The following is a 22,908-nucleotide window of genomic DNA, read 5'->3' on the forward strand; positions in this document are numbered from 1 at the left end:
CAAACTAAAAAATCCAAGGCTCAGCCCTAGATTATAAATTCTATTGCACCCATTCAACAGAAAAACCGTTCGGGTAACGAAGATCAATCAGTCTGACATCGCTCCAACGGTCTTTAAGACTTGAGTACACCGCCCCTATTCTGCCAATGCGCTCTGTCGTTTGCTCTTTACCAACTAATAACCACGGGCCATCCTCAAGATGAACAGACCAAGCTCCGTGCTTAGCGACAGAAACGACATCAATACTGAGCCCAATAGGCTTAACACGTGCGGACAAAGCGCGATAAAAATCCCAAACTCTCTTACCGGACCCTTTAGGACCCGCAAGTTTTGGCAATGCTTCACGATCGACACGATCCGCAGGGAAAAAGGCGTCTAGGTTAGAGTCAAGAAAGCCATTTTGCAACCAATTTGCAACAGGTTTTTTTTCTGTGACAGCAACTTCAATTTGCTCCGGCCAAACCCGGCTGACCTGAGCCTTAGCAACCCATGGCAAGCTTTCAACACCTTCTTTTACTTCGTTAAGATCTGATGCCAAAAAGCCAACAGATAAAGTCTCAGCTAAAACATATTGCAGGCGTTTTTTATCCACATGCTCGATAGAGCCAACGACCCGCACACCGTCAACCGGCCAATAAAGTAAAGGCCGCACTCCTTTAAGTGCCGCCACAAGTAAAACAAAAACTCCAGTTAATACAAGAGGGTTTAACCAATTGATACGCCCCGGTAAACTAAACACACAACCTCCACCCGAAAAATCGAGTTTGTTTAAAAGCCATAGCGTTGCTTCGCAGCCTGAATTATTGCCAATACCAACTCAGAAAAGCTGTACCCTTTTGCCTGAGCAGCCATGGGCACAAGACTATGATCTGTCATTCCAGGTAACGTATTAACCTCTAATAATTGAGGTTCACCTTTTTCATTCAACATAAGATCGACCCGCCCCCAGTCCTGACAACCTACAGCATTGAAGGCTCTGAGTGAAAGTGCCTGAAGCTCCCGCTCTTCTTCAGGAGAAAGACCGCAGGGCAGAAGATAGCGGGTATCGTTCACCAGATACTTGGCTTCATAATCATAAAACTGGTGATTGGTTTCCAGTCCTATCACCGGCAAAGCTTCTCCATTAAGAATGGACACAGTAAATTCTTTACCTGTTACCCATTGCTCAACAAAAACACAACTATCAAGATCAGAAGCTTTAGCTACGGCATCCTGCAACTGATCCAGGCGATCCACTTTAGACATACCGATACTGGAGCCTTCGTGAACCGGTTTGACCATAAGAGGCATACCATCCAGTTTACGCCAAACCGCCTCCAGATCCGTGGACGCATCAATCCAGCAATATCCCGGTGTTGGTAAACCAAGTGTCTGCCAAACCTGCTTGGTCTTCAGCTTATCCATTGCAAGGGCAGAACCTAAAACACCGCTGCCGGTATAAGGGATTCCCAAACACTCAAGTAGCCCTTGTATTGTACCATCTTCACCTCCCCGTCCATGTAGAGCAAGGAATGCGATATCAAAGTCAGCCTGCTGTATCAAGGGCAACCAGTCACCGGTATTATTAATATCAATACCGATAACATCAATTTCTGCTGTTTTCAGTGCCGCGATCACAGCCTGACCACTGTTCAGGGATACGTCACGCTCAGCTGAAGTTCCGCCATACAAAACAGCCACACGAAGAGGTGATTCCGGGTTCAGAAATTCACTCATCACAGAACTCCTTCAGTCCCTCAGCACTCAGGTTTGTTGCCAGACCACCGATATCACCCGCGCCCTGTAAAAGTAATATATCCCCGTCCTGCAAAACTGACCTGAGCACTGATTTAAGCTCTGATTTCTCTGGGATAAAAACAGGTTCAACCTGCCCTCTTTCACGGATACTACGACTCAGAGAGCGCCCTTCAGCACCAGGAATTGCCTCCTCACCCGCCGCATAAACCTCCATTAACAGCAGCTTATCCACACCGGAAAGCACCTGAACAAAGTCTTCATACAGATCTCTCGTACGGCTATAGCGATGAGGCTGATAGACCATAACCAGACGCTTATCAGGCCAACCACTGCGCACAGCCTTGATTGTCGCTTCCACTTCTGTTGGGTGGTGACCATAATCATCCACTAGCATTGCCTGCCCTCGATCATACTCTAACTGGCCTAGAATCTGAAAACGTCGTCCAACACCATCAAAGCGTGCTAAACCGGCAACAATAGCTTCATCACTTACCCCTTCATCCGTAGCAACAACAATAGTAGCCAGTGCATTCAAAGCGTTATGCTGACCAGGCATATTCAGCGTAATATCAAGATCCGCATGACCATCCGGGCGAATCGCTGTAAAGCTGATTTTCTGCCCCTGTTGAGTAAAGTTAACAATACGATAATCCGCATCATCACTAAAACCGTAGGTAAGTATCGGACGACTGATCTGAGGAATTAACTCTCGAACAACGGGATCATCGACACAGATAACCGCCAGACCATAGAAAGGCAGGTTGTGCAGAAAATCGATAAACGTCTGCTTCAGTTTGCTGAAATCACCACCATAGGTGGACATATGATCAGCATCAATATTAGTAACAATCGCGACCATAGGTTGCAGATGCAGGAATGAAGCATCGCTTTCATCCGCTTCAGCGACCAGATAACGACTCTCCCCCAACCGGGCATTACTACCAGCGCTGTTAAGGCGACCGCCAATCACAAAAGTCGGATCAAGCTCTCCTTCCGCCAGAACAGTAGCCATCAGGCTGGTCGTCGTCGTTTTACCATGGGTACCCGCCACAGCAATACCATGGCGAAAACGCATCAGCTCTGCCAACATCTCAGCACGGCGGACAATCGGTATACGTCGCTGCACTGCATAGGCGATTTCAGGGTTATCTGTGTTGATCGCCGTTGAAACCACAATCACATCTGCGCCATAGACGTTGGTTTCATCGTGCCCGATAAAGACTTCAGCACCTAAGTCCAGTAATCGCTGCACACTGGCAGACTTTTTCAGATCAGAACCAGAAACAGAATACCCCTGATTCAGGAGAACTTCGGCGATCCCACACATGCCAACGCCACCGATACCAACAAAATGAATCCGACGAATGCGGCGCATTTCAGGGACTTGATAACCCACTTTTTCTTCAGCCAAAACGCTTCTCCAAACACCCTTGAACGACCGCTTCCGTTGCCAGTGGTCGTGCAACACGACGAGCATTCTTACCCATCGTTATAATTTTTTCAGGATTACTGACCAGATCTCTGAGCACATTGGACAGATGATCAGCATCCATCTCTTTTTGAGGCAGCAGAATACCTGCATCTGCTTCAACTAAAAAGCGTGCATTCGCCGTCTGATGATCATCAACCGCAATAGGTAAAGGAACCAACACAGAGGCACGACCTGCAGCTGCCAGCTCGGATACCGTCAGAGCTCCTGCCCGACAAATAACCAGATCTGCCCAATCAAAAGCCCCGGTCATATCATCAATAAATTCCTGGGTGCGGGCAGCAACCTTAAAGTGCTGATAGCTTTCCTCAGTAGCACCAAGCTTACCTTTGCCAGCCTGATGCCAAACATAAGGGCGCACTTCAGGCGGTATCTTTGATAAGGCTTCCGGCAGTCTTTCGTTAAACACCTGAGCCCCTAAGCTTCCTCCGATAACCAGGATATTAAGCGGTAAGGAATGCAGAGATTTATCGGGTACCGTCAGTAAACTCTCCCGAACAGGGTTACCGGTTACAATAGCGCCTACTTTTTCATCAAATGCACCCGGGAAAGCAGCAAAAGTTTGGCGTGCCACTTTCGAAAGCCAGCGATTGGTCATACCCGCCACAGCATTTTGTTCATGAATAAAAACAGGAATACCCAGAATCCGGGCTGCAATCCCCCCCGGGCCACTGGCAAAACCACCTAAGCCGACAACAAAATCCGGTTTAAAACGGCGTAAAATAACAAGAGCCTGCTTAACGGCGTTAAGGACCAAAAAGGGGGCCATCAGCTTTCGCAGCAGCCCCTTCCCCCGCAACCCCACAACATCGATGTGATTCAAGGCGATACCTGCCGCCGGAACCAGCCGGTTCTCAATGCCCTGCGGGCTCCCCAGCCATTCAACCTGCAAGCCCCCAGCCATAAAACGTTCCGCAAGTGACAAAGCAGGAATAACATGACCACCAGTGCCACCAGCCATCAGCATTACTTTTTTACCTGCGTAACGATCCGCTTCAATAGTTGTAGCAGCAGGCTCTGAACGCTCCCGACCTTTATCGATTATATCGCTGGGCATATTTCGCTCTTTTTTGCTCATACAAATCAACTTTATGACGGGTTTCCTGATCAATCCGCAGGCAGATAGCAACCATGACACAACTAATCAGCAAACTGCTGCCACCATAACTCATAAAGGGTAATGTTAGCCCCTTCGTTGGCAGTAAACCGGTATTCACACCAATATTAATAAAGGTTTGTGCCGCAATAACCAATGCCAGCCCAAAAGCCACATAACAGTGAAAAAGGAGTTTATGCTCACCGGCTTTCCGGGCAATAACAAACATGCGGTAAATCAGAAGACCATAGACAAATAAAGTAATCAGGGCTCCAAATAATCCTAACTCTTCCGCCAGAATAGCAAAGACAAAGTCAGTATGAGCCTCGGGCAGATAGAAAAGCTTCTGAACACTATTTCCCAAACCCAGGCCATCCCAGCCGCCTCTACCGAATGCAATCAATGCCTGGGTCAGCTGATAACCGGAGTCAAACTGAGCAGCCCATGGGTCAAAGTATGTGGTCAGGCGCTTCATTCGATAAGGCTGCAGCAGTGCAATAAATCCTGCCATAGCAATAGTGCTTAGCATTAGCGTAATAAAGCGCTTCATTCCGACACCGGATAAAAAAAGCATGCCCAGCATGCTACCCAGGATCACAACAGTTGCGCCGTAGTCCGGCTCCATGATCAGCAAAAGCCCCATAAAGCCCATCACAGCCAATGGTTTCATAAACCCAGACCAGTGCTCGCGCACTTCATCCAGCCGCCGAACCAGATAACCCGACAGATAAACCACCATAAAAAGCTTAGCCAGCTCTGATGCCTGCAGGTTAACAATCCCCAGCGAGATCCAGCGGGAGCTACCATTTACTTCGCGACCTATACCCGGTAACAAAACAGCGATCAACAGCAGAAAGGCCGTCAATAACAGGGCAAAACTATTGTCATACCACCAACGAATAGGAACAAGAGCGACTAAGAGTCCCAGGCCAAGGCCCATCACCAGATAGATACCGTGCCGGATACTGAAAAAGAAAGGATTCCCGTAGCGGCTGCCGGCAATTTCCATAGATGCGGACGTCACCATCAGCCAGCCCAGAAAAAGGAGAAACAGGGATGAAAAAAGTAACCAGCCATCAATACGACGGGTCATTTCTTTGTTAACGTGGACAAGGTTCAGCAGCTCTAATAATGGCTGCAGTACCTCATAGATACTCAGAGACAGCTGTTTTACTCTCCCTGTCATTATCTGCCACTTATCAATCAACTGCTGCTTACGATCAGCCTGCACAACAGATTTCCTTTACGGCAGTCGTGAAGGCATCGCCACGAACAATATAACTTCCGAACATATCCCAGCTGGCACACGCTGGAGACAACAAAACCTGATCTCCCGACACAGCCAGTCCGTGCGCCTTTTTTACGGCATCTTCCATCGACACAGCCCGGTAAACAGAAGTGGATGGCGTCAGAGATTCCGCAATAACATTAGCATCGCGACCAATCAGAACCACGGCTTTACAATATTCAGCAATCGGCGCCGCTAAATCATCAAACTCAGCGCCTTTGCCATCGCCGCCCGCGATCAGAATAATATGACCATCCACCGCAAGACCGTTCAAAGCAGCAACCGTGGCACCGACATTCGTACCTTTGGAGTCATTAATATATTTGACCCCATCATGCTCCAGTACCAACTGACAACGATGGTCCAGCCCCTGGAAGTCTTTCAGCGCCTCCAGCATTGCATCCATAGGGATACCAGCCCCCTGACCAAGAGCTAACGCAGACAGAGCATTTAGCTGGCCATGACGACCACTCAACGCAATATCATCAACCGGTATCAGTGCATTTTCACCCTGAGATAACCACTGACGATCATCTATTGAGATCAAACCAAACTGGCCTGCCTCAGGCACATCTAAACCAAAACTCACCAAATCACTTTTAAACTCATGCACCGGCAACGTCGCATGCTCCCCTCTGTTGACCACTGCCAACTTGCAACCCGTATAAACACGCTGCTTTGCCAGGCCGTACTCCAGCATATCCGGATAACGATCCAGGTGGTCTGCACTTAGGTTCAAAATAGTAGCCGCCTGAGCTCTCAGGCTATGGGTTGTTTCCAGTTGAAAAGAAGAGAGCTCAAGGACATAAAGCTCCTTTTCACCGCCGGTCAGAAGATCCAGAACCGGAAGGCCTATATTGCCGCCAACACCTACATTAATACCGGCTTTCTCAGCCATATAGCCCACAAGGCTAGTCACAGTGCTCTTCGCATTAGAGCCGGTAATGGCCACAACAGGAGCGGAAACCTCATACGCAAATAGCTCGACATCACCCACAACAGGTACACCTGAAGCCATGGCTTTGGCAATCGCAGGTTCACTGACAGCAATACCAGGGCTTACAATCAATCGGGTAGCTTCGCAAAGCTGACCTGCATCCAAAGGGCCCAGCCAAAGTTCAACACCGGGAAACTCACGTTCAAACTCTGCCAAACCAGGAGGGTTAAAACGGGTATCCGCAATAGCGAAATGCTCCCCTTTGCCTGTCAGATACCGGGCGCAGGAGATACCGGTCTGACCTAAACCTATAACGACGCTATGGGACACAAAAACATCCTCTACTGAAACGACAGTTCATTAAACATCGACCTTTGCACATCAACGCTTCGGTTAATCCACGTGAAAAGGCTGGCAGCATAAATCAACGAAGCTTTAAGGTCGCAAGACCAATCAGAACCAATACAACCGTGATAATCCAGAAACGGACAATCACACGGGGCTCAGGCCATCCCTTTAACTCAAAATGGTGATGGATCGGTGCCATACGAAAAATTCTGCGTCCGGTCAGTTTAAAAGAAGCCACCTGCAAAATCACCGAGACCGTCTCCATAACAAAGACACCTCCCATGATAAAGAGGACAACCTCCTGGCGCACAATAACAGCAACAACACCCAGCGCAGCACCTAAGGCTAGCGCTCCGACATCGCCCATAAAAACCTGCGCCGGATAGGTGTTAAACCAAAGAAATCCAAGGCCTGCACCAGCAATGGTTGCACAGAATACAAGTAGCTCACCTGAGCCAATGATATAAGGAATTTTCAAATACGCTGAAAATTCGATATTACCCGATGCATAAGCAAAAACCCCAAGTGCCGAGGCCACCATCACCGTGGGTAAGATCGCCAAACCATCCAGGCCGTCGGTCAGGTTAACGGCATTACTGGTACCCACAATAACAAAATAGGTTAAGACCACGAAGAAGATCCCCATCTCCCAGCTGAAGTCTTTCAGGAAGGGCAGAATCAAAGAGGTTTCAGCCGCAGTTGGGGCGCTTTGAAACAGAAAAACAGCTGCCCCCAAGCCTGCTACAGACTGCCAGAAATACTTCCATTTTGCCGGCAGCCCCCGGGAATTTTTCTCAACTACCTTACGGTAGTCATCGACCCAGCCCACGGCACCGAACATCAGAGTAACAGCCAGTGCAACCCAGACATAGCGGTTTGATAAGTCTCCCCACAGCAAGGTACTGATCGTAATGGCACTGATGATCAGGGCTCCGCCCATAGTCGGGGTTCCGTTCTTGCTCAGATGACTTTGCGGACCATCATCACGTACAGCCTGACCTATCTGAGCTGACACCAGCTTACGAATCATCCAGGGACCAAAAAAAAGTGAAAGCGACAAAGCCGTAAGTACACCCAGGATCGCTCGCAGAGTCAGATAGTTAAACACAGAAAAAGCGCTGTAATATTGGGACAGCCAGTCAGCAAGAATCAGAAGCATCTGTAGGTTATTTCCCTGTTACGCCCTCTTCGGGGCTTTTCGTTATAAATGTTGATGGAAGCTCTGCTCAGCCTGAACCTGAACTAAAAGCTGTTATTGTTATATCAGTCCACTGAGGGAGGTGAGCTCAATGCTTTCACCACCACCTCCATGTGCGTACTACGGGAACCTTTCACCAGCACAACTGTGTCTTGCGTTAACCACTGTTTCACCGACTCCGCAAGTTGCAAATGGTCTGTAAAATGGTAGGCATTATCACCAAAACTACCCGCGCTATGTCGGGTCAGCTCACCATAAGTAAACAGGTGCTCCACCCCCTTTTCCCGTGCATACCGGCCAAGAGAAGCATGAGCCTCCACAGACCCGTCACCCAGTTCACCAACATCGCCTAATATCAGTATATGCTGACCACTGAAGTCCATAAGTGTATCTATGGCAGCCCTGACAGATCCGGGGTTGGCATTGTAACTGTCATTGATAATACTCGACTGTTTAAAGCCCGTAACGATTTGCAAACGTCCCACGACACCAGAGAAACGCTCAAGTCCCTCAGCAATCGTCTGTAAAGATACACCTAGCTGCAATGCTGCTGAAGCTGCCGCCAAAGCATTGCTGACATTATGTCGGGCCGGCACCTGAAGAAGAACAGGGAAGCTTTCATTGTGAAAACAGAGATCAAATGCATAACCTGAATTTTTAATCTGTATATTTTGAGCCTTAACCTCAGCCTCTTTCGGGTGGCCCAAGCCAACCCCATAGCCCGTGAGCCTGCAACCCGACGCTAGCGAACGCCAGTACTCGGCATAGACATCATCCTGATTGATTACAGCGCAACCTTCCTCACCCAGAGCTAGAATCAACTCTCCTTTGGCCTGAGCGATGTTTTCCGTGGAACCAAATTCACCCAGATGCGCACCGGTCACATTCAGTACAACGCCAATATCCGGCCTCGCTAAACCTGCGCAATACTCAATCTCACCCAGGTGGCTGGCGCCTAGCTCAATCACGGCGAACCGGTGCTCTGCAGACAACCGTAAGAGTGTCAGCGGCACACCGATATCATTATTAAAGTTTCCTGCAGTAATTAATACAGAGTCCGAGCCAAAAGCATGACTCAGGACTGAGCCCAGCATCTCCTTTACCGTGGTTTTACCGCTGTTACCGGTAATAGCGATAACGCTCCCCCGGAACAACTCCCGGTTAAGCAGGGCAATCTGCCCCAAAGCAATTCGGGTATCCGCTACACACCACTGAGGTAAGTCAATACCGGGTTGAAAATCACTGACCACAAGGCCTGTCGCCCCCTGCTCTTTTGCCTGCAGGCAAAACCTGTGGCCATCAAAGCGCTCACCCTTTAAAGCCAGAAACACCTTACCTTCCAAAGGTAGGCGCGAGTCGGTTTCCAATTGAGTGAAGCCACTAAGGCTGCCATAACACTCACCCCCGAAGCGTTGCTGCAATTCAGCAAAAGAAAGCGACCGTATCATAGCAACCCCTTATTTGCTTTTGTGTTTTCAGAGGATCGCAGATCAAGGGCAAGCCGTGCCTGCTCCACATCATCAAAATGGTGACGCACCCCCTGAATATCCTGATAGGCCTCATGGCCTTTACCGGCAATTAGAATCACATCCTCTGGATCAGCGCTCATAACAGCTTTTCGAATCGCTACGGCACGATCAGTCGATGAGAATATTGCGGGCTTCAGCAATCCGTGTTTAACCTGGGACAAAATATGAACAGGGTCTTCTGTACGTGGATTATCACTGGTGAGAACAACTTCATCAGCAAGGCGGGATGCAACTTCCGCCATAAGTGGGCGCTTACCGGCATCACGATCACCACCGCAGCCAAAAACACACCAAAGACGACCCTGAATATGCTCTTTAACCGCTAAAAGCGCGTTTTCCAGAGCATCAGGTGTATGAGCATAATCCACCACCACCTGCGGTTGAGGTGCGTGCTGAACCTGTAAAGGGAGAACCAGCTGCATACGACCTGCAACAGGCCGGACATCTTCCAGTTGAGTCATAACATCAGCCGCAGTAAAGCCTAGGGCCAATAAGGTCGTTGCTGCAGCTAAGGCATTAGCGACATTGAACCGACCCAACAGTGGGAGCTGCACAGTAAACGCCCCCCAACGACCCGCCAACGACAGAGCAAACCCCGAAGGTTCGGCTCTGCAGCTCACACAATAAAGATCCGCCTTGCTGTCATTCAGGCTATAACGATAAACCCGGGGATGGTGATCAGACTGATTGATACTCTGTTCCAGGGTCGTACTATAGGCATCATCGGCATTGATGACCGCATAATGTATTGGATACCGGATAAACAGATGGGATTTGGCCGCCCCATAGGCAGCCATTGTGCCATGATAATCAAGGTGGTCACGGCTCAGATTGGTAAACACGGCCACCTCAAAAGGCACACCCGCTGTACGCAGCTGATCCAGCGCATGGGAGGAGACCTCCATCGCCTGGTAGGTATAACCCTCCTGCTTTAGCTCCGACATTACTTTATGTAACTGAACCAAATCAGGAGTCGTGTGTGTCGCCGTCCTCAGCGCTCCGGGAGCACCGATACCAACAGTACCGATCACCGCAGCCTTTTGTTGTAAACCTTCTAACATGCCTGCCAGGTAATGACTGACCGATGTTTTGCCATTAGTACCGGTAATACCGATCAGGTGCAGTCCGTTATCAGACAACTCACCCGCCTGAGCTAACCAATGCCCCAAACGCTGCCTCAAATGCTTTAAAGCAACAACCGGCAGTCGGTCCACCAGGTAGAAGTCATCACAGTCTGACTCAAGTAAAACCAAGCTGGCACCCAAGGTCTTAGCCTCCGGGATAAAATCCAGTCCCTGATGACGGGTACCGTTTAAAGCAACAAAAACATCGCCCTCTGAGATACAGCGGGAATCAATGCAGAGAACACCCTCAGGACTCTTTCGCTCTGATAACTGAGGAAACAGGGCTTTAACTTCCTCCAGTACGCAAGCAACGAAACGATCAGAGGTCATCATTTGTCCCTTCAGCTATATTATCCGGCGGTACATTCAGATAACGCAAGGCATTACCCATGATACGACTAAAAATAGGCGCCGCCACTTCACCACCATGGTATTCACGCCCTGAAGGGCTATCGACCCAAATAACGGCAACAACCTTAGGGTCCGATACAGGAGCAATACCAGCAAAAACAGCCATATACTCATACTCGTAGCCGGTTGAACCTACCTTGTGAACCGTACCGGTTTTACCAGCAACCCGGTAACCCGGAATAACAGCCCTTGTTCCGGTTCCGCCTGGAAGCGTCACGGTCTCCATCATTTCCACGACACGATTGGCGGTTGATGCTGACAAAATTTGTTCGTCCGGCAGCCTGTCTCCTCCTTTAATCAGAGAGACATATTTTTTCAAACCATGATTGGCTAAGACCTGATAAGCCTGTGCCAGCTGCAGTGACGTAACAGCCAATCCGTAACCATAAGCCATCGTTGCAATCTTAGCCTTCTGTCCTTCCCTGGGAGCGACAAGAGTACCCACTGCCTCACCGGGGAACCCAATACCCGTTCCCTGCCCCAAACCCAACTGCTGCAGAAATGACCACACCGTATCAATGGGCATCGAAAGCGCAATTTTAGCCACACCCACGTTACTGGACTTCGTAATAATTTTCGTCAGATCCATTGCGCCATAATTACGAAAATCACGAATACTCTGATTACCCAACCGCAGATAGCCAGGGGAAGTATTAACGACGTCATCCGCCTTATAATGGCCACTATTGATAGCCGCAGCCACCGTTAGGGGTTTAATAGGCGACCCTGGCTCAAACAAATCAATCAGAGCCCGGTTACGCAGCGCCCTCAAATCAAGCGAACTACGATCATTTGGGTTATAGGAAGGCTGATTGACCATTGCCAGCACATCACCGGACTCTGCATCCAGCAGAACAACCGAACCGGATTTTGCACCATGCTGCTCAACGGCTGCTTTCAGTTCACGATAAGCCATAAACTGCAGCTTAAGGTCGATCGTTAGCTGAATATTCTGTCCGGGTTGCGGCTCTTTCAAAATCTGAAGATCGCGAAAAACATGACCACGTCGGTCTTTCAGTACACGCTTTTCACCAGGCTCCCCTTTTAGTGCCTCATTAAAAGCCAGCTCTAAGCCTTCTTGCCCCTGATCATCAATATTGGTAAAGCCAATCAGGTGGGCTGCCATTTCATGGGCCGGGTAATAACGCTTATATTCCGGTAAGCCATAGACACCTGAAATATTCAGGGCTAAAGCACGGTTAGCATCCTCGGGAACCATATGTCGCCGCAGGTATATAAAGCCTTTCCCCTCCGCCGATTTCAGACGCGCCCTCAACTTTGGCAATGGTATCTGTATCGCATCCGCCAAAAGCGCTAATTGCTCCTCAGAAGCATCAAAGTGCTTTGGGTTTACCCAGAGCGTGGTCACCGGCGTACTGACGGCAAGAGGCTCGCCATTGCGATCCTGAATCATACCGCGGTAACCGGGAATGGGCTCAGTACGCACGCTACGGGCATCCCCCTGCTCCTGCAAAAACTCCCGATCAGATATATGCAGATGTACCATCCGTCCGGCTAACAGCAAACCAGCAACCAGAAGAACAATCAGAGCAATTGGGTAGCGGTAGCCAATAAGAGCTGACTTTTTTCTGTCATCCATCAGTTATCAGCCTTCACAGAGGAATCTGTCGCAAGGGGTGAGGTAACAGCTTTTGAAGCAAGTGAACCCGTCGTAACAGATCTGGATTGCTCTGCACGTATTTGCGAGGCATTAAGTACCTGAATACTCTCTGGCTGTATCTGGCGCATCTGTAGAGATTTTCGGGCAATACTTTCAATACGGCTTGGAGATGCCAAAGTGCTTCGCTCCAGCAGCAGCTGCCCCCACTCAACATCATAGTGCCGCTGACGCTTTTCCAGATTCTGAAGCGCAGCATAAGCAAGGCGATTCTCATAGGCGGCATAAACCACAAGCAGAGAGGAGATCAGTGTCAGAAGACTGAAGCCGATAAAGAGACGAGCGGAGTAGGAAAGAGTCTCCGGCAAAAGTGCCAGAAGCTCTGAACGAACCTGAAGAAACAGCGGCTGACGGGGCTCTGCCCGCCGGGTAGCCCCTTTACCGGATACATCCTTACGTGATGTTACTGGTTCCGAACTCATGGCATTGTGTTCTCTCTAAAGCCTGTGCTCAGTGCAACATAAATCAAAGCGAGCCTATAATCAGGCAACGCGCTCAGCAACCCGCATAACAGCGCTGCGGGAGCGTGGATTAGCCTGAACTTCCTGTTTGGACGGTTTAATTGCTTTGCTCAGCAGTTTCAGGCGAATATTCAGCTGTTCCTGAGTAAAAGGAACACCCGGCGGCAAATGCGTATCACCTTTGGCCATATCCCGCATAAAGCGCTTAACCAAACGATCTTCCAGTGAGTGAAAACTGATCACCACCAGACGGCCACCAACTTTGAGTAGATCCAGTGATTGCTGAAGACAAATTTCAAGGTCTTCCAACTCACGATTGATATGGATCCGAATTCCCTGAAAAGCACGGGTCGCAGGATGCTTACCCTTCTCCCACGCCGGATTCGCTTCTTTAACAATCTGTGCTAAACGGCCCGTTCGGGTAATGGGCTCAATTTTACGTTCCGCAATAATGGCACAAGCCATACGACGGGCAAAGCGTTCTTCACCATAGTCTTTCATCACGCGAATCAGCTCTGCTTCAGGCGCAGAGTTTACCCAGTCTGCAGCAGACTCACCTGCATCAGGGTTCATACGCATATCCAGAGGACCATCCTTCATAAAACTGAAACCACGTTCCGGATCATCCAGCTGCGGGGAAGAAACACCTAAATCCAACAAGATACCATCCAGTTGACCTGAAACGCCTTCTTCTGCAGCAAACTGATCCAACTCCGCAAAGGAGCCACGGAACACTTTGAAACGACTGTCTTCCGCTTCAAGCACTTTGGCTGTTTCCAGAGCCCTGGGGTCTTTATCAATACCGAAAAGCTTTCCCTGCTCGTCCAGATTCTCTAAAAGGAGACGCGAGTGGCCACCCCGACCAAAGGTGCCATCTACATAGGTGCCGGATGGCGTATGAACTAAAGCCTCTACGGCTTCATTCAACAAAACGGTCAGGTGCTGAAAAGCTTGAGTCATGATGAGATCTGATTGTTGATTTGCGGTTAAACCGGACCACCGCCCTGCCAGAAAATGATCTGACAGGGCGGTGTAAATGATGTGGAGTCGGCCGTAAGCCGGGTTCTGTCGTGGACAGTCATTCATCTAGGGCCTGCGTTGCCACAGGCCTCAAGCAACCTACCCGAACCCAGTGCGGGCCGCACCTGTAGGGTTCCTATTTGGTCTTGCTCCGAGTGGGGTTTACCATGCCATGAACTGTTGCCAGTCATGCGGTGCGCTCTTACCGCACCCTTTCACCCTTACCTGTGCTCCGGGGAGCCATCGGCGGTTTACTCTCTGCTGCACTTTCCGTAGGCTCGCGCCCCCCAGGCGTTACCTGGCACCCTGCCCTATGGAGCCCGGACTTTCCTCCCCTTTTACGGCGAACCGTAAAAGCAGCGACTGCCTGGCCAACTCCAAGCGAGCTAGGATATAAGGATCAAAGCCTGCAGACAACCAGTTTTTAAGCAAAAAAAGTTGAAAAGGGTCTCAAATCCTGGGAACCGGCCGCCTACACAAAAAAAACAGGTTAACAATTAACCCCGTCCCGGATGCAAGCCGGGATCACAACTTAATTATTCAGCTTTTTGTAGCTCAAGAGCCTGTTGATAAAGTGCATTCTTTTTCTGGCCGGTGATCTTAGCGCACAGAGCTGCCGCCTGTTTAACAGGTAACTCATCAAGCAATACCTTAAGCACCTTCTCTGCAGAAACCGCTGCCGCTTCTTCATCCTCTTTAGCCGGAGCTCCGGCAACAACAAGAACAAACTCTCCCCGCTGCTGATTAGCATCAGCTTGAATCCAGACCAAAACCTCATCCAGCGACCCTGTATAAAAAGTCTCAAAAGTCTTGGTAATTTCACGGGCAACGGTGATCCTACGATGACCGCCCAACACGTCAGCCATATCAGTTAAAGAATCAACAATCCGATGTGGCGATTCATAAAACACCAGGGTTCTCGTTTCTTCTTCCACCTGAAGCAGCTGCTTTTTACGACCACTGCTTTTAGCTGGCAAAAAACCCTCAAAGCAAAAACGATCCGTTGGCATACCCGCTGCGGATAATGCGGTTACCAATGCACAAGGTCCGGGAACAGGCACCACCTGAAAACCAGCTTGCCGAACCGCTTGAACTACATGAAACCCCGGATCAGAAATCAAAGGTGTTCCCGCGTCAGAAACCAGCGCAATACTCTGCCCCGCTGACAGCTCTGCAATGACCTTCTCAATACGCTGCTGCTCATTGTGATCATGCACTGAAAACAGAGGTTTATTGATCGTGAAGTGCATCAGTAACTGCCGGGTGTGCCGGGTGTCCTCAGCCGCAATCAGGTCAACAGACCGCAGCACCTTAAGTGCACGCTCGGAAATATCGGCAAGATTACCAATCGGCGTAGCAACCACGTACAATATGGACTCAGACATCCTGAAACCCTCTGTTAACGGTTTTGAAAAAGAAATATCGGTTTCTGAACGTAATACCGATCATCATGATTTGCGAAATAAGAGTTTGCCTATGCCAGCCAGTGAACAGCGATACCCTAACCTAACTCCTAAAACATCTATAAAACGTTATCGCTGGCTTGCTGTACCTGTCATTGCTCTACTGGCAGCCTGCTCAGGCGTACAAAAAAATCAGTCAACGTCAGATACCGGAATCGCAGGCTCACAGGAAGTTCAGCTTACTGCAGAAGACCTTTTACTGCTGGCTCAGCAATCCAGCTTTGATCAATCTCAGATCTACCAGCTTCGCGCCGCGGAGATTCTAGCACAGGAAGGCAAGCCAAACGCAGCTCTCGGTATTCTGGCTAAAATCCATGCCTATCGCTTGCCTTTCAGCCTGCAGAAGCGCTTTGTCTTTCTATCTGCCGAATTAAGCCTTGGCACTGGCGAAGGCTGGCAGGCACTTATTGCACTGAACAACACTGGCAGCCTGATTTATGACCGCCTTACCCCTGCAGAACAGATGTCTCTGACAGCTTATCGTGCCCACGCCTACGGCATATTGGGTTACCACGAATCCAGTGCACGTGAGTACCTTGTTCTGGCACGGCAACAAACAGGCCTTCCGGCTCAGCAGGCCTATGAGCAGCTCTGGCAATCGCTTTTGAATATAACCCTGGACGATATTCGTACACTGATGGACAGTGAAGAGGACAGAGAGCTACTCGGGTGGCTTGATCTGGCCCGCGTTCGTAAAGAGGCTGCTAATAATCTGGATCAGTTCAACACGGAACTGAACCGCTGGCTTGGACAGTGGAGCGATCACCAGGGCGCGCAAGCTCTGCCGAAAGATATGGCTTTTCTTGTAGAAATCAGCCGCAACCCTATTCAGCATATTGCCGTTTTCCTGCCTCAATCCGGCTCACTCGCTCGCGCAGGCAACGCCATTCGTGACGGTATTATCGCCACATCAGTAGATGCAAGAGCCCAATCAGCCGCCACGCCCAAGCTAAGCTTTTTTGACAGCAACACCATGAGCCTGGATGAACTTTATCGCTCAGCAATGGCAGCGGGAGCCGAAGTTGTCATCGGCCCGCTCTCCAAGAGTAAAGTCAGCGAGCTACAAAAGCGTGAATCGCTTGCACTGCCAACACTGGCACTCAACTATGGCACCCACGAAAAGACAGTAAATCCACATCTTTTCCAATACGCAATTTCAGCCGAGGATGAGGCATCACAGGCCGCAGTAACCGCCTGGCAAGACGGCAAGAAACGAGCACTGACTCTTACTCCGGGAAGCGACTGGGGAGGACGTGCACTAACTGCCTTTGAAACAACCTGGTCTGAGCAGGGTGGTACGGTGGCGGAAACAGCTATGTACTCCAATAAGACCAACCTTGGTCTCACTATTGAAAAGATGTTGGAAGTCGACAAGAGCGAACGTCGGTGGCGTCGCATAAGCCAGATCCTTGATCAGAAAATAGAGTTTGAACCCCGTCGTCGCCAGGATGTTGATATGATGTTTCTGGTCGCAACCCCTGCCACCGCACGTCAGGTCAAACCTGCACTGGCTTTTTACTACGCAGCAGATCTGCCGGTCTATGCCACCTCACATTTATATAACGGCAAGGCCTCACCATCCCGAGATCAGGATCTTAACGGAATCAACTTCTGTGATATCCCCTGGTTTCTGGAAAACAGCTCCAACCTGAAACATCAGATCACCAAAGCCTGGCCTGAGGAAACAAACCATTACGGCCGACTATTTGCCATGGGGAGTGATGCGCTGCAGCTGGCAGGCCGGTTAAGAATGCTGCAGGCTTTACCCGACAGCAAAGTATACGGAGCAACAGGTGCTCTTTCCATGGGCGCTGATCAGAGAGTTCAACGCCAGCTGGAATGGGCCACCTTTGTCCGGGGCAAACCTGTAATGCGCCAATACCTCGCGTCACCCAGCACAAAAAATGACGGTTAAAGCGGCCCTCTCAAAAAGCTGATAAAAACACTATAGCAAGGATGCTTCCCATGAATTCACCGACACAGAAAATAGGCCAAACCACTGAAGAGATCGCAGAGCATTACCTCATGCAACAGGGGCTCGTCCCCCTAGAGCGTAATGTTCATTTTAAAACAGGGGAGATCGACCTTGTTATGCTCGACAAAGATACTTTGGTGTTTGTTGAGGTTCGCTTTCGTAAAAGCAGTAATTTTGGCAGCGCAGCAGAAACAGTAACCCGAAGCAAACAGGATAAATTGATTCGCACCGCGCTGCTTTACTGTCAGAAAAACAAAATAGGTACGCCCTGGCGCATTGATGTTGTCGCAATGACCCACAACCCGAAAACAGCGCTTGAGATTAACTGGATACCATCGGCCATCACAGCCTGAATTTTGAGAAACCACCATGGACTTACAAGACCGTATCATCGCAAACTTTCATAGCAGTATCGACTCTCAGGCCACTGCCAGCGAGATTCTGCCACCATTACTCGAACACGCCAGTGCACTAATGGTGAACTGTCTGATCAATGACAATAAGATACTAGCCTGTGGTAATGGCGGCTCTGCAGCACTGGCCCAGCACTTTGCTTCAGAGATGCTCAATCGTTATGAGAAAGATCGCCCCAGTCTGCCTGCAATGGCTCTCTCAACAGACAGCTCAACCCTGACCGCTATCGCCAATAGCGGCAGCTTTAATGAGATCTTCTCCAAACAGGTTCTGGCACTGGGTCAACCCGGCGACATCCTGCTGGTCATCACATCCAGCTGCAAGTCCAACAATGTTGTCCAGGCCGTACAGGCTGCCCATGAGCGCGGTATGACCGTTATCGCTCTAACAGGTAGTGACGGCGGTGACGTAGCATCTTTGCTCAGCAGTGAAGATTTCGAGATTCGCATCCCAGCAAGCCAGCCAAGTCGTATTCAGGAGGTTCAGTTACTGGCAATGCATTGCTTGTGCGATCTGATCGACTACCAATTGTTTGGCGCGATGGAGGGTTGATCTAACACCTCTCCGGACTCAATCACTGGATACAAAAAAAGGCGTCTGACGACGCCTTTTTCATTCTTAGTCTGTCAAAGCCAACTTAGCCTGAAAACTATTTAACCACCCGTAGCGATGGCCGCTTACTTTCAGACTCTTTCTCTTCCCTGACAGACTCTGTTTCAACTGCAACAGGCCCTTTTGGCTCCGGGTCCGGTAATTCCGGCTCATGTCCGAAAGCCATTCCCTGACCATTTTCTTTTGCATAAATCGCCAATACCGCTGCAGCAGGCACATAAACCTGCTGCGGCACACCACCGAAACGGGCAGAGAAAGTAACGGCTTCATTAGAGATATCCAACTCTCGCACAGCACTCATAGCAATATTAAGAACAATCTGGCCATCCTGAATATGCTGAGAAGGCACCATCACATTTTCAATGGTGGCATCCACAGCCAGGTAAGGCGTCAAATCATTATCAGCAAGCCATTCGTATAGCGCACGAATCAGATATGGACGACTGGAAGACATAACAAATCCAATTAATTACAGACGCATATCGCGTTCTGCTTCAGAAAGACTTGCCTGAAACGCTTCGCGATTAAAAAGGCGGTTATTCATATAAGAGATCAGTGGTTTAACCTGCTGCTCAGGCAAATCAATCCCCAAAGCAGGCAAGCGCCATAAGATTGGAGCGATGCAGCAATCCACGATTGTGAACTCTTCATTCATGAAGTATGGCAGCTCTTCAAAAATAGGACTGATGCCAATTAAACCTTCACGCAGTTCTTTACGGGCCTGTTCAACCGACTTTTCATCTTTATTAGCGGTAATGATATCCACGTGAACACACCATTCGCGCTGAATGCGGTGCATCCATAAACGACTCTGAGCACGCGCCACAGGATAAACCGGTAATAGTGGTGGATGTGGAAAACGCTCGTCCAGGTATTCCATCATCACATTCGGCTCATAAAGAACCAGATCGCGATCTACCAGAGTGGGCAGGCTGTTATAAGGATTGATATCGGCCAGCTCAGCAGGCTTATTGGCTTCAAGACAATCCAGAATATCAACAGCAACTCCCTTTTCTGCTAGCACAATACGCACACGATGGCTGTAATGATCTTCACCGTTGGAATAAAACGTCATCGAAGAACGCTTGGCTGCTACACCCATTGTCTAACCCCTATCAAATTTTCAGGCTCAATATAAAAGCATATCTTTGCTCTCAGAGCAAAAAAAGCGCGCAACCGCAAAGGGCTGCACGCTCTTCATATCCCTGGCGGACGATTAGTGAATATCGCGCCAGTACTCTTTCTTCAGCAGATATGCGAAGAAGAACAGAATAACGATGAAACCTAACACCCAAGGTGCAATACGGTTGCTTTCCAGCTTGGAAGGCTCACCTGCATATACCAGGAAGTTCGTCAGATCGTAGACCGCTTTATCAAACTCGGCCTTGCTCATCGCACCCTCTTTGGTAATTTTCAGGCAGCTTTCACCAACCTGGTTACCCGTCAGAGGATCGAGTTCTGCTACATGATGGTTCGGATCACAAACCTTCTCCTGAATCCCCTGTAGAGGAGCCAGAACGTTTGGCATACCTACATCAGGGAATACAGTGTTATTTACACCCCATGGACGACTGTCATCGACATAGAAGCTACGCAGATATGTGTAGATCCAGTCCGCACCACGCAGACGCGCTTCCAGACTCAGGTCCGGCGGTGCAGCGCCGAACCAAACGGCTGCATCTTCTTTCTGCATGGAGATACGCATCTGATCGTTATATTTCAGAGAACTGCTAAAAATCAGGTTTTCTTCGATAACATCCTGAGGAATACCCAGATCTTCGGCAGTACGCGCATAACGCTGGAACTGTGCAGAGTGACAACCCATGCAGTAGTTCGTGAACAATTTAGCACCATTCTGCAGTGACGCCTTGTCATACAGGTCAGGTTCCATCTTATCCAGGTGGACATGACCGCCACCTGCTGCAAGCGCCGTAAACGGTACCAGCGCTAAAATCAGTGCAATCAGTTGCTTTTTCATTAGCCTGTCACCCTCTCTGGCACTGGTTTAGTGGATTCAAACTTGGTGTACCAAGGCATCAGAATGAAGTATGCGAAATAGATCGCAGTACACAGCTGTGCCAGTGCGGTTCTGCCCGGAGTAGAAGGCAGTGCACCCAGAACACCCAAAATGACGAAGCTGATTGCGAAAAGAACCAGGAAAATCTTACTGATCCAGCCTTTGTAGCGCATTGAGCGTACAGGGCTCTTGTCCAGCCATGGCAGAACAAACAGAATTGCAATCGCACCACCCATAACAACCACACCCCAGAACTTAGCATCTAAGCCGAACATTGGGAATGTAATCGCACGCAGCATGGCGTAGAACGGCGTGAAGTACCATACAGGAGCAATGTGATCAGGTGTCTTCAATGCATTAGCCGGCTCAAAGTTTGGCGCTTCAATGAAGTAGCCACCCATGGTCGGTGCATAGAAAATAATGGAGCAGAACACAAACAGGAACACCGCCACACCAACAATATCTTTCAAGGTGTAGTAAGGGTGGAATGGAATACCATCCAGCGGTATACCGTTTTCATCCTTGTGTTTCTTAATATCGTTACCGTCCGGGTTGTTAGAGCCCACTTCATGCAGAGCAATGATGTGCAGAACAACCAGAGCCAGCAGAACGATAGGCAAAGCAACAACGTGCAGAGCGAAGAAACGGTTCAGCGTGATACCAGAGATCAGGAAGTCACCACGCACCCACTGAGCCAGGTCAGGCCCGATGGCCGGAATCGCAGTGAACAGGGAGATAATAACCTGTGCTCCCCAGTAAGACATCTGACCCCATGGCAGCAGATAGCCCATGAATGCTTCAGCCATCAGCGCCAGATAGATCGCCATACCAAAGATCCAGATCAACTCACGAGGCGCCTTATACGAGCCGTACATCATGCCACGGAACATATGCAGGTAAACCACTACGAAGAACGCAGAGGCTCCTGTGGAGTGCATATAGCGCAGCAGCCAACCGTATTCCACATCACGCATGATGTACTCAACGGAAGCAAATGCACCTTCAGCGCTTGGGTTAAAGCTCATCGTCAGCCAGATACCTGTCAGGATCTGGTTAACCAGTACCAACAGGGCCAGAGAGCCGAAGAAGTACCAGAAGTTAAAGTTTTTCGGAGCATAGTACTTGCTCAGGTGATCTTCCCACATCGCCGTTGCCGGGAAGCGATCATCAATCCAACCCATCAGGCCTGGATTACCCTTATTACGGTTACCAGCCATTATGCTTTCTCCTGATCCACACCGATGACAATAATATCATCAGACTCGTATTTATAGGGAGGCACTTCAAGGTTTACAGGGGCAGGTACACCCTTATAAACACGGCCGGACAGGTCAAACCGGGAACCGTGGCACGGACAGAAGAAGCCACCTAACCAGTCTTCACCCAGATCAGCTGGAGCTACTTCCGGACGATAGGTAGGAGAACAGCCCAGGTGAGTACAGATACCGATCATTACTGCGTACTCTGGCTTAATAGAGCGTAATACGCCTGTAATATACTCAGGTTGCTGAGGAACTTCTGAATTCGGATCAGCAACCTGATCATTCAGTTTTTCCAGATTCGCCATCATCTCAGGCGTGCGGTTAATAACCCATACAGGTTTACCACGCCATTCAATGGTCATTTGCTGACCCGGTTGCAGCTTAGAAATATCAGCTTTAGCCGGAGCACCCGCCGCCCGTGCTTTCGCACTGGGGTTCCAGGATGCTACAAAGGGAACCGCTACCCCCACAACGCCCACTGCACCAACTGCAGATGTCGCGCCAAGAAGGAAACGGCGACGCCCTTTGTTTACGCCGTCATTACTCATCGTAAGGTCTCTCCCATCAACCAACCCGTTAAATTTCAAAGGGTTATGCAACTTAAATTAAGCAACTTAACCCGTTGCCATTTTTCACGGAAAATAAATGGCACAAATAGTAAAAAAATCAGCACCGCAACACAAGTGAATATAACCCTGTAAAAATAATGCCTTAGTTGCATACCTGCGCGAAGGCTGCAAGATTAAACCCTACTTTCAAAAGCCTCTTGAGCCAGATCAACTTAGAGGTAGATAGTTGTGTTCCGGGCAAAAAAAACGCCCAGACGCAAAGGCCTGAGCGCTTTTTGAT

General features: G+C 49.4%; 21 protein-coding genes and 1 other RNA gene. 3 read left to right on the top strand and 19 right to left on the bottom strand.

The annotated features are described in order from the left end of the window. Positions 1 to 40 precede the first annotated feature (40 nt). The 14 genes from BTA35_RS02615 to rsmI form a co-directional block, all read right to left on the bottom strand. Positions 41 to 739: a cell division protein FtsQ/DivIB gene (locus BTA35_RS02615; RefSeq protein ID WP_077242859.1), complete on the bottom strand. Its 699-nt coding sequence runs from the start codon at positions 737 to 739 to the stop codon at positions 41 to 43. A gap of 29 nt (positions 740 to 768) precedes the next feature. Further along, on the bottom strand, positions 769 to 1,716 hold the full coding sequence (locus BTA35_RS02620) for a D-alanine--D-alanine ligase (protein ID WP_077242860.1): 948 nt from the start codon (positions 1,714 to 1,716) through the stop codon (positions 769 to 771). Further along, positions 1,709 to 3,112 (bottom strand): UDP-N-acetylmuramate--L-alanine ligase, encoded by a 1,404-nt coding sequence (gene murC / locus BTA35_RS02625; protein ID WP_238377496.1) that lies wholly within the window; start codon positions 3,110 to 3,112, stop codon positions 1,709 to 1,711. Before murC ends, BTA35_RS02620 begins: the two co-directional genes overlap by 8 nt. 28 nt (positions 3,113 to 3,140) lie before the next feature. Then, positions 3,141 to 4,283, bottom strand: a complete 1,143-nt coding sequence (murG, locus tag BTA35_RS02630; RefSeq protein ID WP_338012993.1) for an undecaprenyldiphospho-muramoylpentapeptide beta-N-acetylglucosaminyltransferase — start codon at positions 4,281 to 4,283, stop codon at positions 3,141 to 3,143. Next, positions 4,261 to 5,553 (bottom strand): putative lipid II flippase FtsW, encoded by a 1,293-nt coding sequence (gene ftsW / locus BTA35_RS02635; protein ID WP_238377469.1) that lies wholly within the window; start codon positions 5,551 to 5,553, stop codon positions 4,261 to 4,263. The genes murG and ftsW overlap by 23 nt, the downstream gene beginning before the upstream one ends. After that, the gene (murD, locus tag BTA35_RS02640) at positions 5,543 to 6,877 is read right to left on the bottom strand and encodes a UDP-N-acetylmuramoyl-L-alanine--D-glutamate ligase (protein WP_077242862.1); all 1,335 of its coding nucleotides are present in this window, start codon (positions 6,875 to 6,877) and stop codon (positions 5,543 to 5,545) included. Before murD ends, ftsW begins: the two co-directional genes overlap by 11 nt. A 94-nt stretch (positions 6,878 to 6,971) precedes the next feature. Next, positions 6,972 to 8,054, bottom strand: a complete 1,083-nt coding sequence (gene mraY, locus BTA35_RS02645) for a phospho-N-acetylmuramoyl-pentapeptide-transferase (RefSeq protein WP_077242863.1) — start codon at positions 8,052 to 8,054, stop codon at positions 6,972 to 6,974. A 104-nt stretch (positions 8,055 to 8,158) separates the two neighbouring features. After that, positions 8,159 to 9,541: a UDP-N-acetylmuramoyl-tripeptide--D-alanyl-D-alanine ligase gene (locus BTA35_RS02650; RefSeq protein WP_077242864.1), complete on the bottom strand. Its 1,383-nt coding sequence runs from the start codon at positions 9,539 to 9,541 to the stop codon at positions 8,159 to 8,161. Next, the gene (locus tag BTA35_RS02655) at positions 9,538 to 11,076 is read right to left on the bottom strand and encodes a UDP-N-acetylmuramoyl-L-alanyl-D-glutamate--2,6-diaminopimelate ligase (RefSeq protein WP_160054921.1); all 1,539 of its coding nucleotides are present in this window, start codon (positions 11,074 to 11,076) and stop codon (positions 9,538 to 9,540) included. Before BTA35_RS02655 ends, BTA35_RS02650 begins: the two co-directional genes overlap by 4 nt. Further along, positions 11,066 to 12,757, bottom strand: coding sequence for a peptidoglycan D,D-transpeptidase FtsI family protein (locus BTA35_RS02660; RefSeq protein WP_077242866.1), 1,692 nt, complete (start codon positions 12,755 to 12,757; stop codon positions 11,066 to 11,068). The genes BTA35_RS02655 and BTA35_RS02660 overlap by 11 nt, the downstream gene beginning before the upstream one ends. Further along, positions 12,757 to 13,257, bottom strand: a complete 501-nt coding sequence (gene ftsL, locus BTA35_RS02665) for a cell division protein FtsL (protein ID WP_077242867.1) — start codon at positions 13,255 to 13,257, stop codon at positions 12,757 to 12,759. Before ftsL ends, BTA35_RS02660 begins: the two co-directional genes overlap by 1 nt. A gap of 60 nt (positions 13,258 to 13,317) precedes the next feature. Next, positions 13,318 to 14,256, bottom strand: a complete 939-nt coding sequence (gene rsmH, locus BTA35_RS02670) for a 16S rRNA (cytosine(1402)-N(4))-methyltransferase RsmH (RefSeq protein WP_077242868.1) — start codon at positions 14,254 to 14,256, stop codon at positions 13,318 to 13,320. 79 nt (positions 14,257 to 14,335) lie between these two features. Next, an RNA gene (gene rnpB, locus BTA35_RS02675) (RNase P RNA component class A) lies at positions 14,336 to 14,695 on the bottom strand. Positions 14,696 to 14,852: 157 nt separating this feature from the next. Then, positions 14,853 to 15,701 (bottom strand): 16S rRNA (cytidine(1402)-2'-O)-methyltransferase, encoded by an 849-nt coding sequence (gene rsmI, locus BTA35_RS02680; protein ID WP_077242869.1) that lies wholly within the window; start codon positions 15,699 to 15,701, stop codon positions 14,853 to 14,855. On the opposite strand from rsmI, the gene BTA35_RS02685 reads away from it, so the two are divergent. The 3 genes from BTA35_RS02685 to BTA35_RS02695 are packed head-to-tail and all read left to right on the top strand — an operon-like array spanning position 15,688 to position 18,720. Further along, positions 15,688 to 17,694: a penicillin-binding protein activator gene (locus BTA35_RS02685; RefSeq protein ID WP_139363605.1), complete on the top strand. Its 2,007-nt coding sequence runs from the start codon at positions 15,688 to 15,690 to the stop codon at positions 17,692 to 17,694. The two genes, rsmI and BTA35_RS02685, sit on opposite strands and share 14 nt — an antisense overlap. 50 nt (positions 17,695 to 17,744) lie before the next feature. Beyond that, positions 17,745 to 18,107 carry a YraN family protein gene (locus BTA35_RS02690; protein WP_077242871.1) on the top strand — a complete coding sequence of 121 codons (363 nt, stop codon included), beginning with the start codon at positions 17,745 to 17,747 and terminating at the stop codon, positions 18,105 to 18,107. Positions 18,108 to 18,123: 16 nt separating this feature from the next. Beyond that, on the top strand, positions 18,124 to 18,720 hold the full coding sequence (locus tag BTA35_RS02695) for a phosphoheptose isomerase (RefSeq protein WP_077242872.1): 597 nt from the start codon (positions 18,124 to 18,126) through the stop codon (positions 18,718 to 18,720). Positions 18,721 to 18,817: 97 nt separating this feature from the next. Here BTA35_RS02695 and BTA35_RS02700 read toward each other — a convergent pair whose 3' ends face one another. From BTA35_RS02700 to petA, 5 genes are all read right to left on the bottom strand, one after another. Beyond that, positions 18,818 to 19,234, bottom strand: a complete 417-nt coding sequence (locus BTA35_RS02700) for a ClpXP protease specificity-enhancing factor (RefSeq protein ID WP_077242873.1) — start codon at positions 19,232 to 19,234, stop codon at positions 18,818 to 18,820. A 15-nt stretch (positions 19,235 to 19,249) separates the two neighbouring features. Continuing rightward, positions 19,250 to 19,882 (bottom strand): glutathione S-transferase N-terminal domain-containing protein, encoded by a 633-nt coding sequence (locus BTA35_RS02705; RefSeq protein WP_077242874.1) that lies wholly within the window; start codon positions 19,880 to 19,882, stop codon positions 19,250 to 19,252. 114 nt (positions 19,883 to 19,996) lie between these two features. Then, complete coding sequence (locus tag BTA35_RS02710; protein WP_077242875.1) at positions 19,997 to 20,758, bottom strand: cytochrome c1; 762 nt, start codon at positions 20,756 to 20,758, stop codon at positions 19,997 to 19,999. Beyond that, positions 20,758 to 22,014: a cytochrome b gene (locus BTA35_RS02715; protein WP_077242876.1), complete on the bottom strand. Its 1,257-nt coding sequence runs from the start codon at positions 22,012 to 22,014 to the stop codon at positions 20,758 to 20,760. Before BTA35_RS02715 ends, BTA35_RS02710 begins: the two co-directional genes overlap by 1 nt. Next, positions 22,014 to 22,607, bottom strand: a complete 594-nt coding sequence (gene petA, locus BTA35_RS02720) for a ubiquinol-cytochrome c reductase iron-sulfur subunit (RefSeq protein WP_077242877.1) — start codon at positions 22,605 to 22,607, stop codon at positions 22,014 to 22,016. The genes BTA35_RS02715 and petA overlap by 1 nt, the downstream gene beginning before the upstream one ends. Positions 22,608 to 22,908: the final 301 nt, after the last annotated feature.

Origin of the sequence: Oceanospirillum linum (assembly GCF_001995095.2) — a bacterium.
GTDB classification, from domain to species: domain Bacteria; phylum Pseudomonadota; class Gammaproteobacteria; order Pseudomonadales; family Halomonadaceae; genus Oceanospirillum; species Oceanospirillum linum.

What these genes read in the sequence shown, in the direction of transcription:
- BTA35_RS02650 (WP_077242864.1), bottom strand. Translation starts at nt 9,541, where the DNA reads ATGATACGGTCGCTTTCTTTTGCTGAATTGCAGCAACGCTTCGGGGGT.
- rsmH (WP_077242868.1), bottom strand. Translation starts at nt 14,256, where the DNA reads ATGACTCAAGCTTTTCAGCACCTGACCGTTTTGTTGAATGAAGCCGTA.
- BTA35_RS02700 (WP_077242873.1), bottom strand. Translation starts at nt 19,234, where the DNA reads ATGTCTTCCAGTCGTCCATATCTGATTCGTGCGCTATACGAATGGCTT.
- BTA35_RS02705 (WP_077242874.1), bottom strand. Translation starts at nt 19,882, where the DNA reads ATGGGTGTAGCAGCCAAGCGTTCTTCGATGACGTTTTATTCCAACGGT.
- BTA35_RS02715 (WP_077242876.1), bottom strand. Translation starts at nt 22,014, where the DNA reads ATGGCTGGTAACCGTAATAAGGGTAATCCAGGCCTGATGGGTTGGATT.
- petA (WP_077242877.1), bottom strand. Translation starts at nt 22,607, where the DNA reads ATGAGTAATGACGGCGTAAACAAAGGGCGTCGCCGTTTCCTTCTTGGC.
- BTA35_RS02620 (WP_077242860.1), bottom strand. Translation starts at nt 1,716, where the DNA reads ATGAGTGAATTTCTGAACCCGGAATCACCTCTTCGTGTGGCTGTTTTG.
- murG (WP_338012993.1), bottom strand. Translation starts at nt 4,283, where the DNA reads ATGCCCAGCGATATAATCGATAAAGGTCGGGAGCGTTCAGAGCCTGCT.
- BTA35_RS02695 (WP_077242872.1), top strand. Translation starts at nt 18,124, where the DNA reads ATGGACTTACAAGACCGTATCATCGCAAACTTTCATAGCAGTATCGAC.
- BTA35_RS02685 (WP_139363605.1), top strand. Translation starts at nt 15,688, where the DNA reads ATGGACTCAGACATCCTGAAACCCTCTGTTAACGGTTTTGAAAAAGAA.
- BTA35_RS02660 (WP_077242866.1), bottom strand. Translation starts at nt 12,757, where the DNA reads ATGGATGACAGAAAAAAGTCAGCTCTTATTGGCTACCGCTACCCAATT.
- murC (WP_238377496.1), bottom strand. Translation starts at nt 3,112, where the DNA reads ATGCGCCGCATTCGTCGGATTCATTTTGTTGGTATCGGTGGCGTTGGC.
- mraY (WP_077242863.1), bottom strand. Translation starts at nt 8,054, where the DNA reads ATGCTTCTGATTCTTGCTGACTGGCTGTCCCAATATTACAGCGCTTTT.
- ftsL (WP_077242867.1), bottom strand. Translation starts at nt 13,257, where the DNA reads ATGAGTTCGGAACCAGTAACATCACGTAAGGATGTATCCGGTAAAGGG.
- BTA35_RS02690 (WP_077242871.1), top strand. Translation starts at nt 17,745, where the DNA reads ATGAATTCACCGACACAGAAAATAGGCCAAACCACTGAAGAGATCGCA.
- BTA35_RS02655 (WP_160054921.1), bottom strand. Translation starts at nt 11,076, where the DNA reads ATGACCTCTGATCGTTTCGTTGCTTGCGTACTGGAGGAAGTTAAAGCC.
- rsmI (WP_077242869.1), bottom strand. Translation starts at nt 15,701, where the DNA reads ATGTCTGAGTCCATATTGTACGTGGTTGCTACGCCGATTGGTAATCTT.
- BTA35_RS02710 (WP_077242875.1), bottom strand. Translation starts at nt 20,758, where the DNA reads ATGAAAAAGCAACTGATTGCACTGATTTTAGCGCTGGTACCGTTTACG.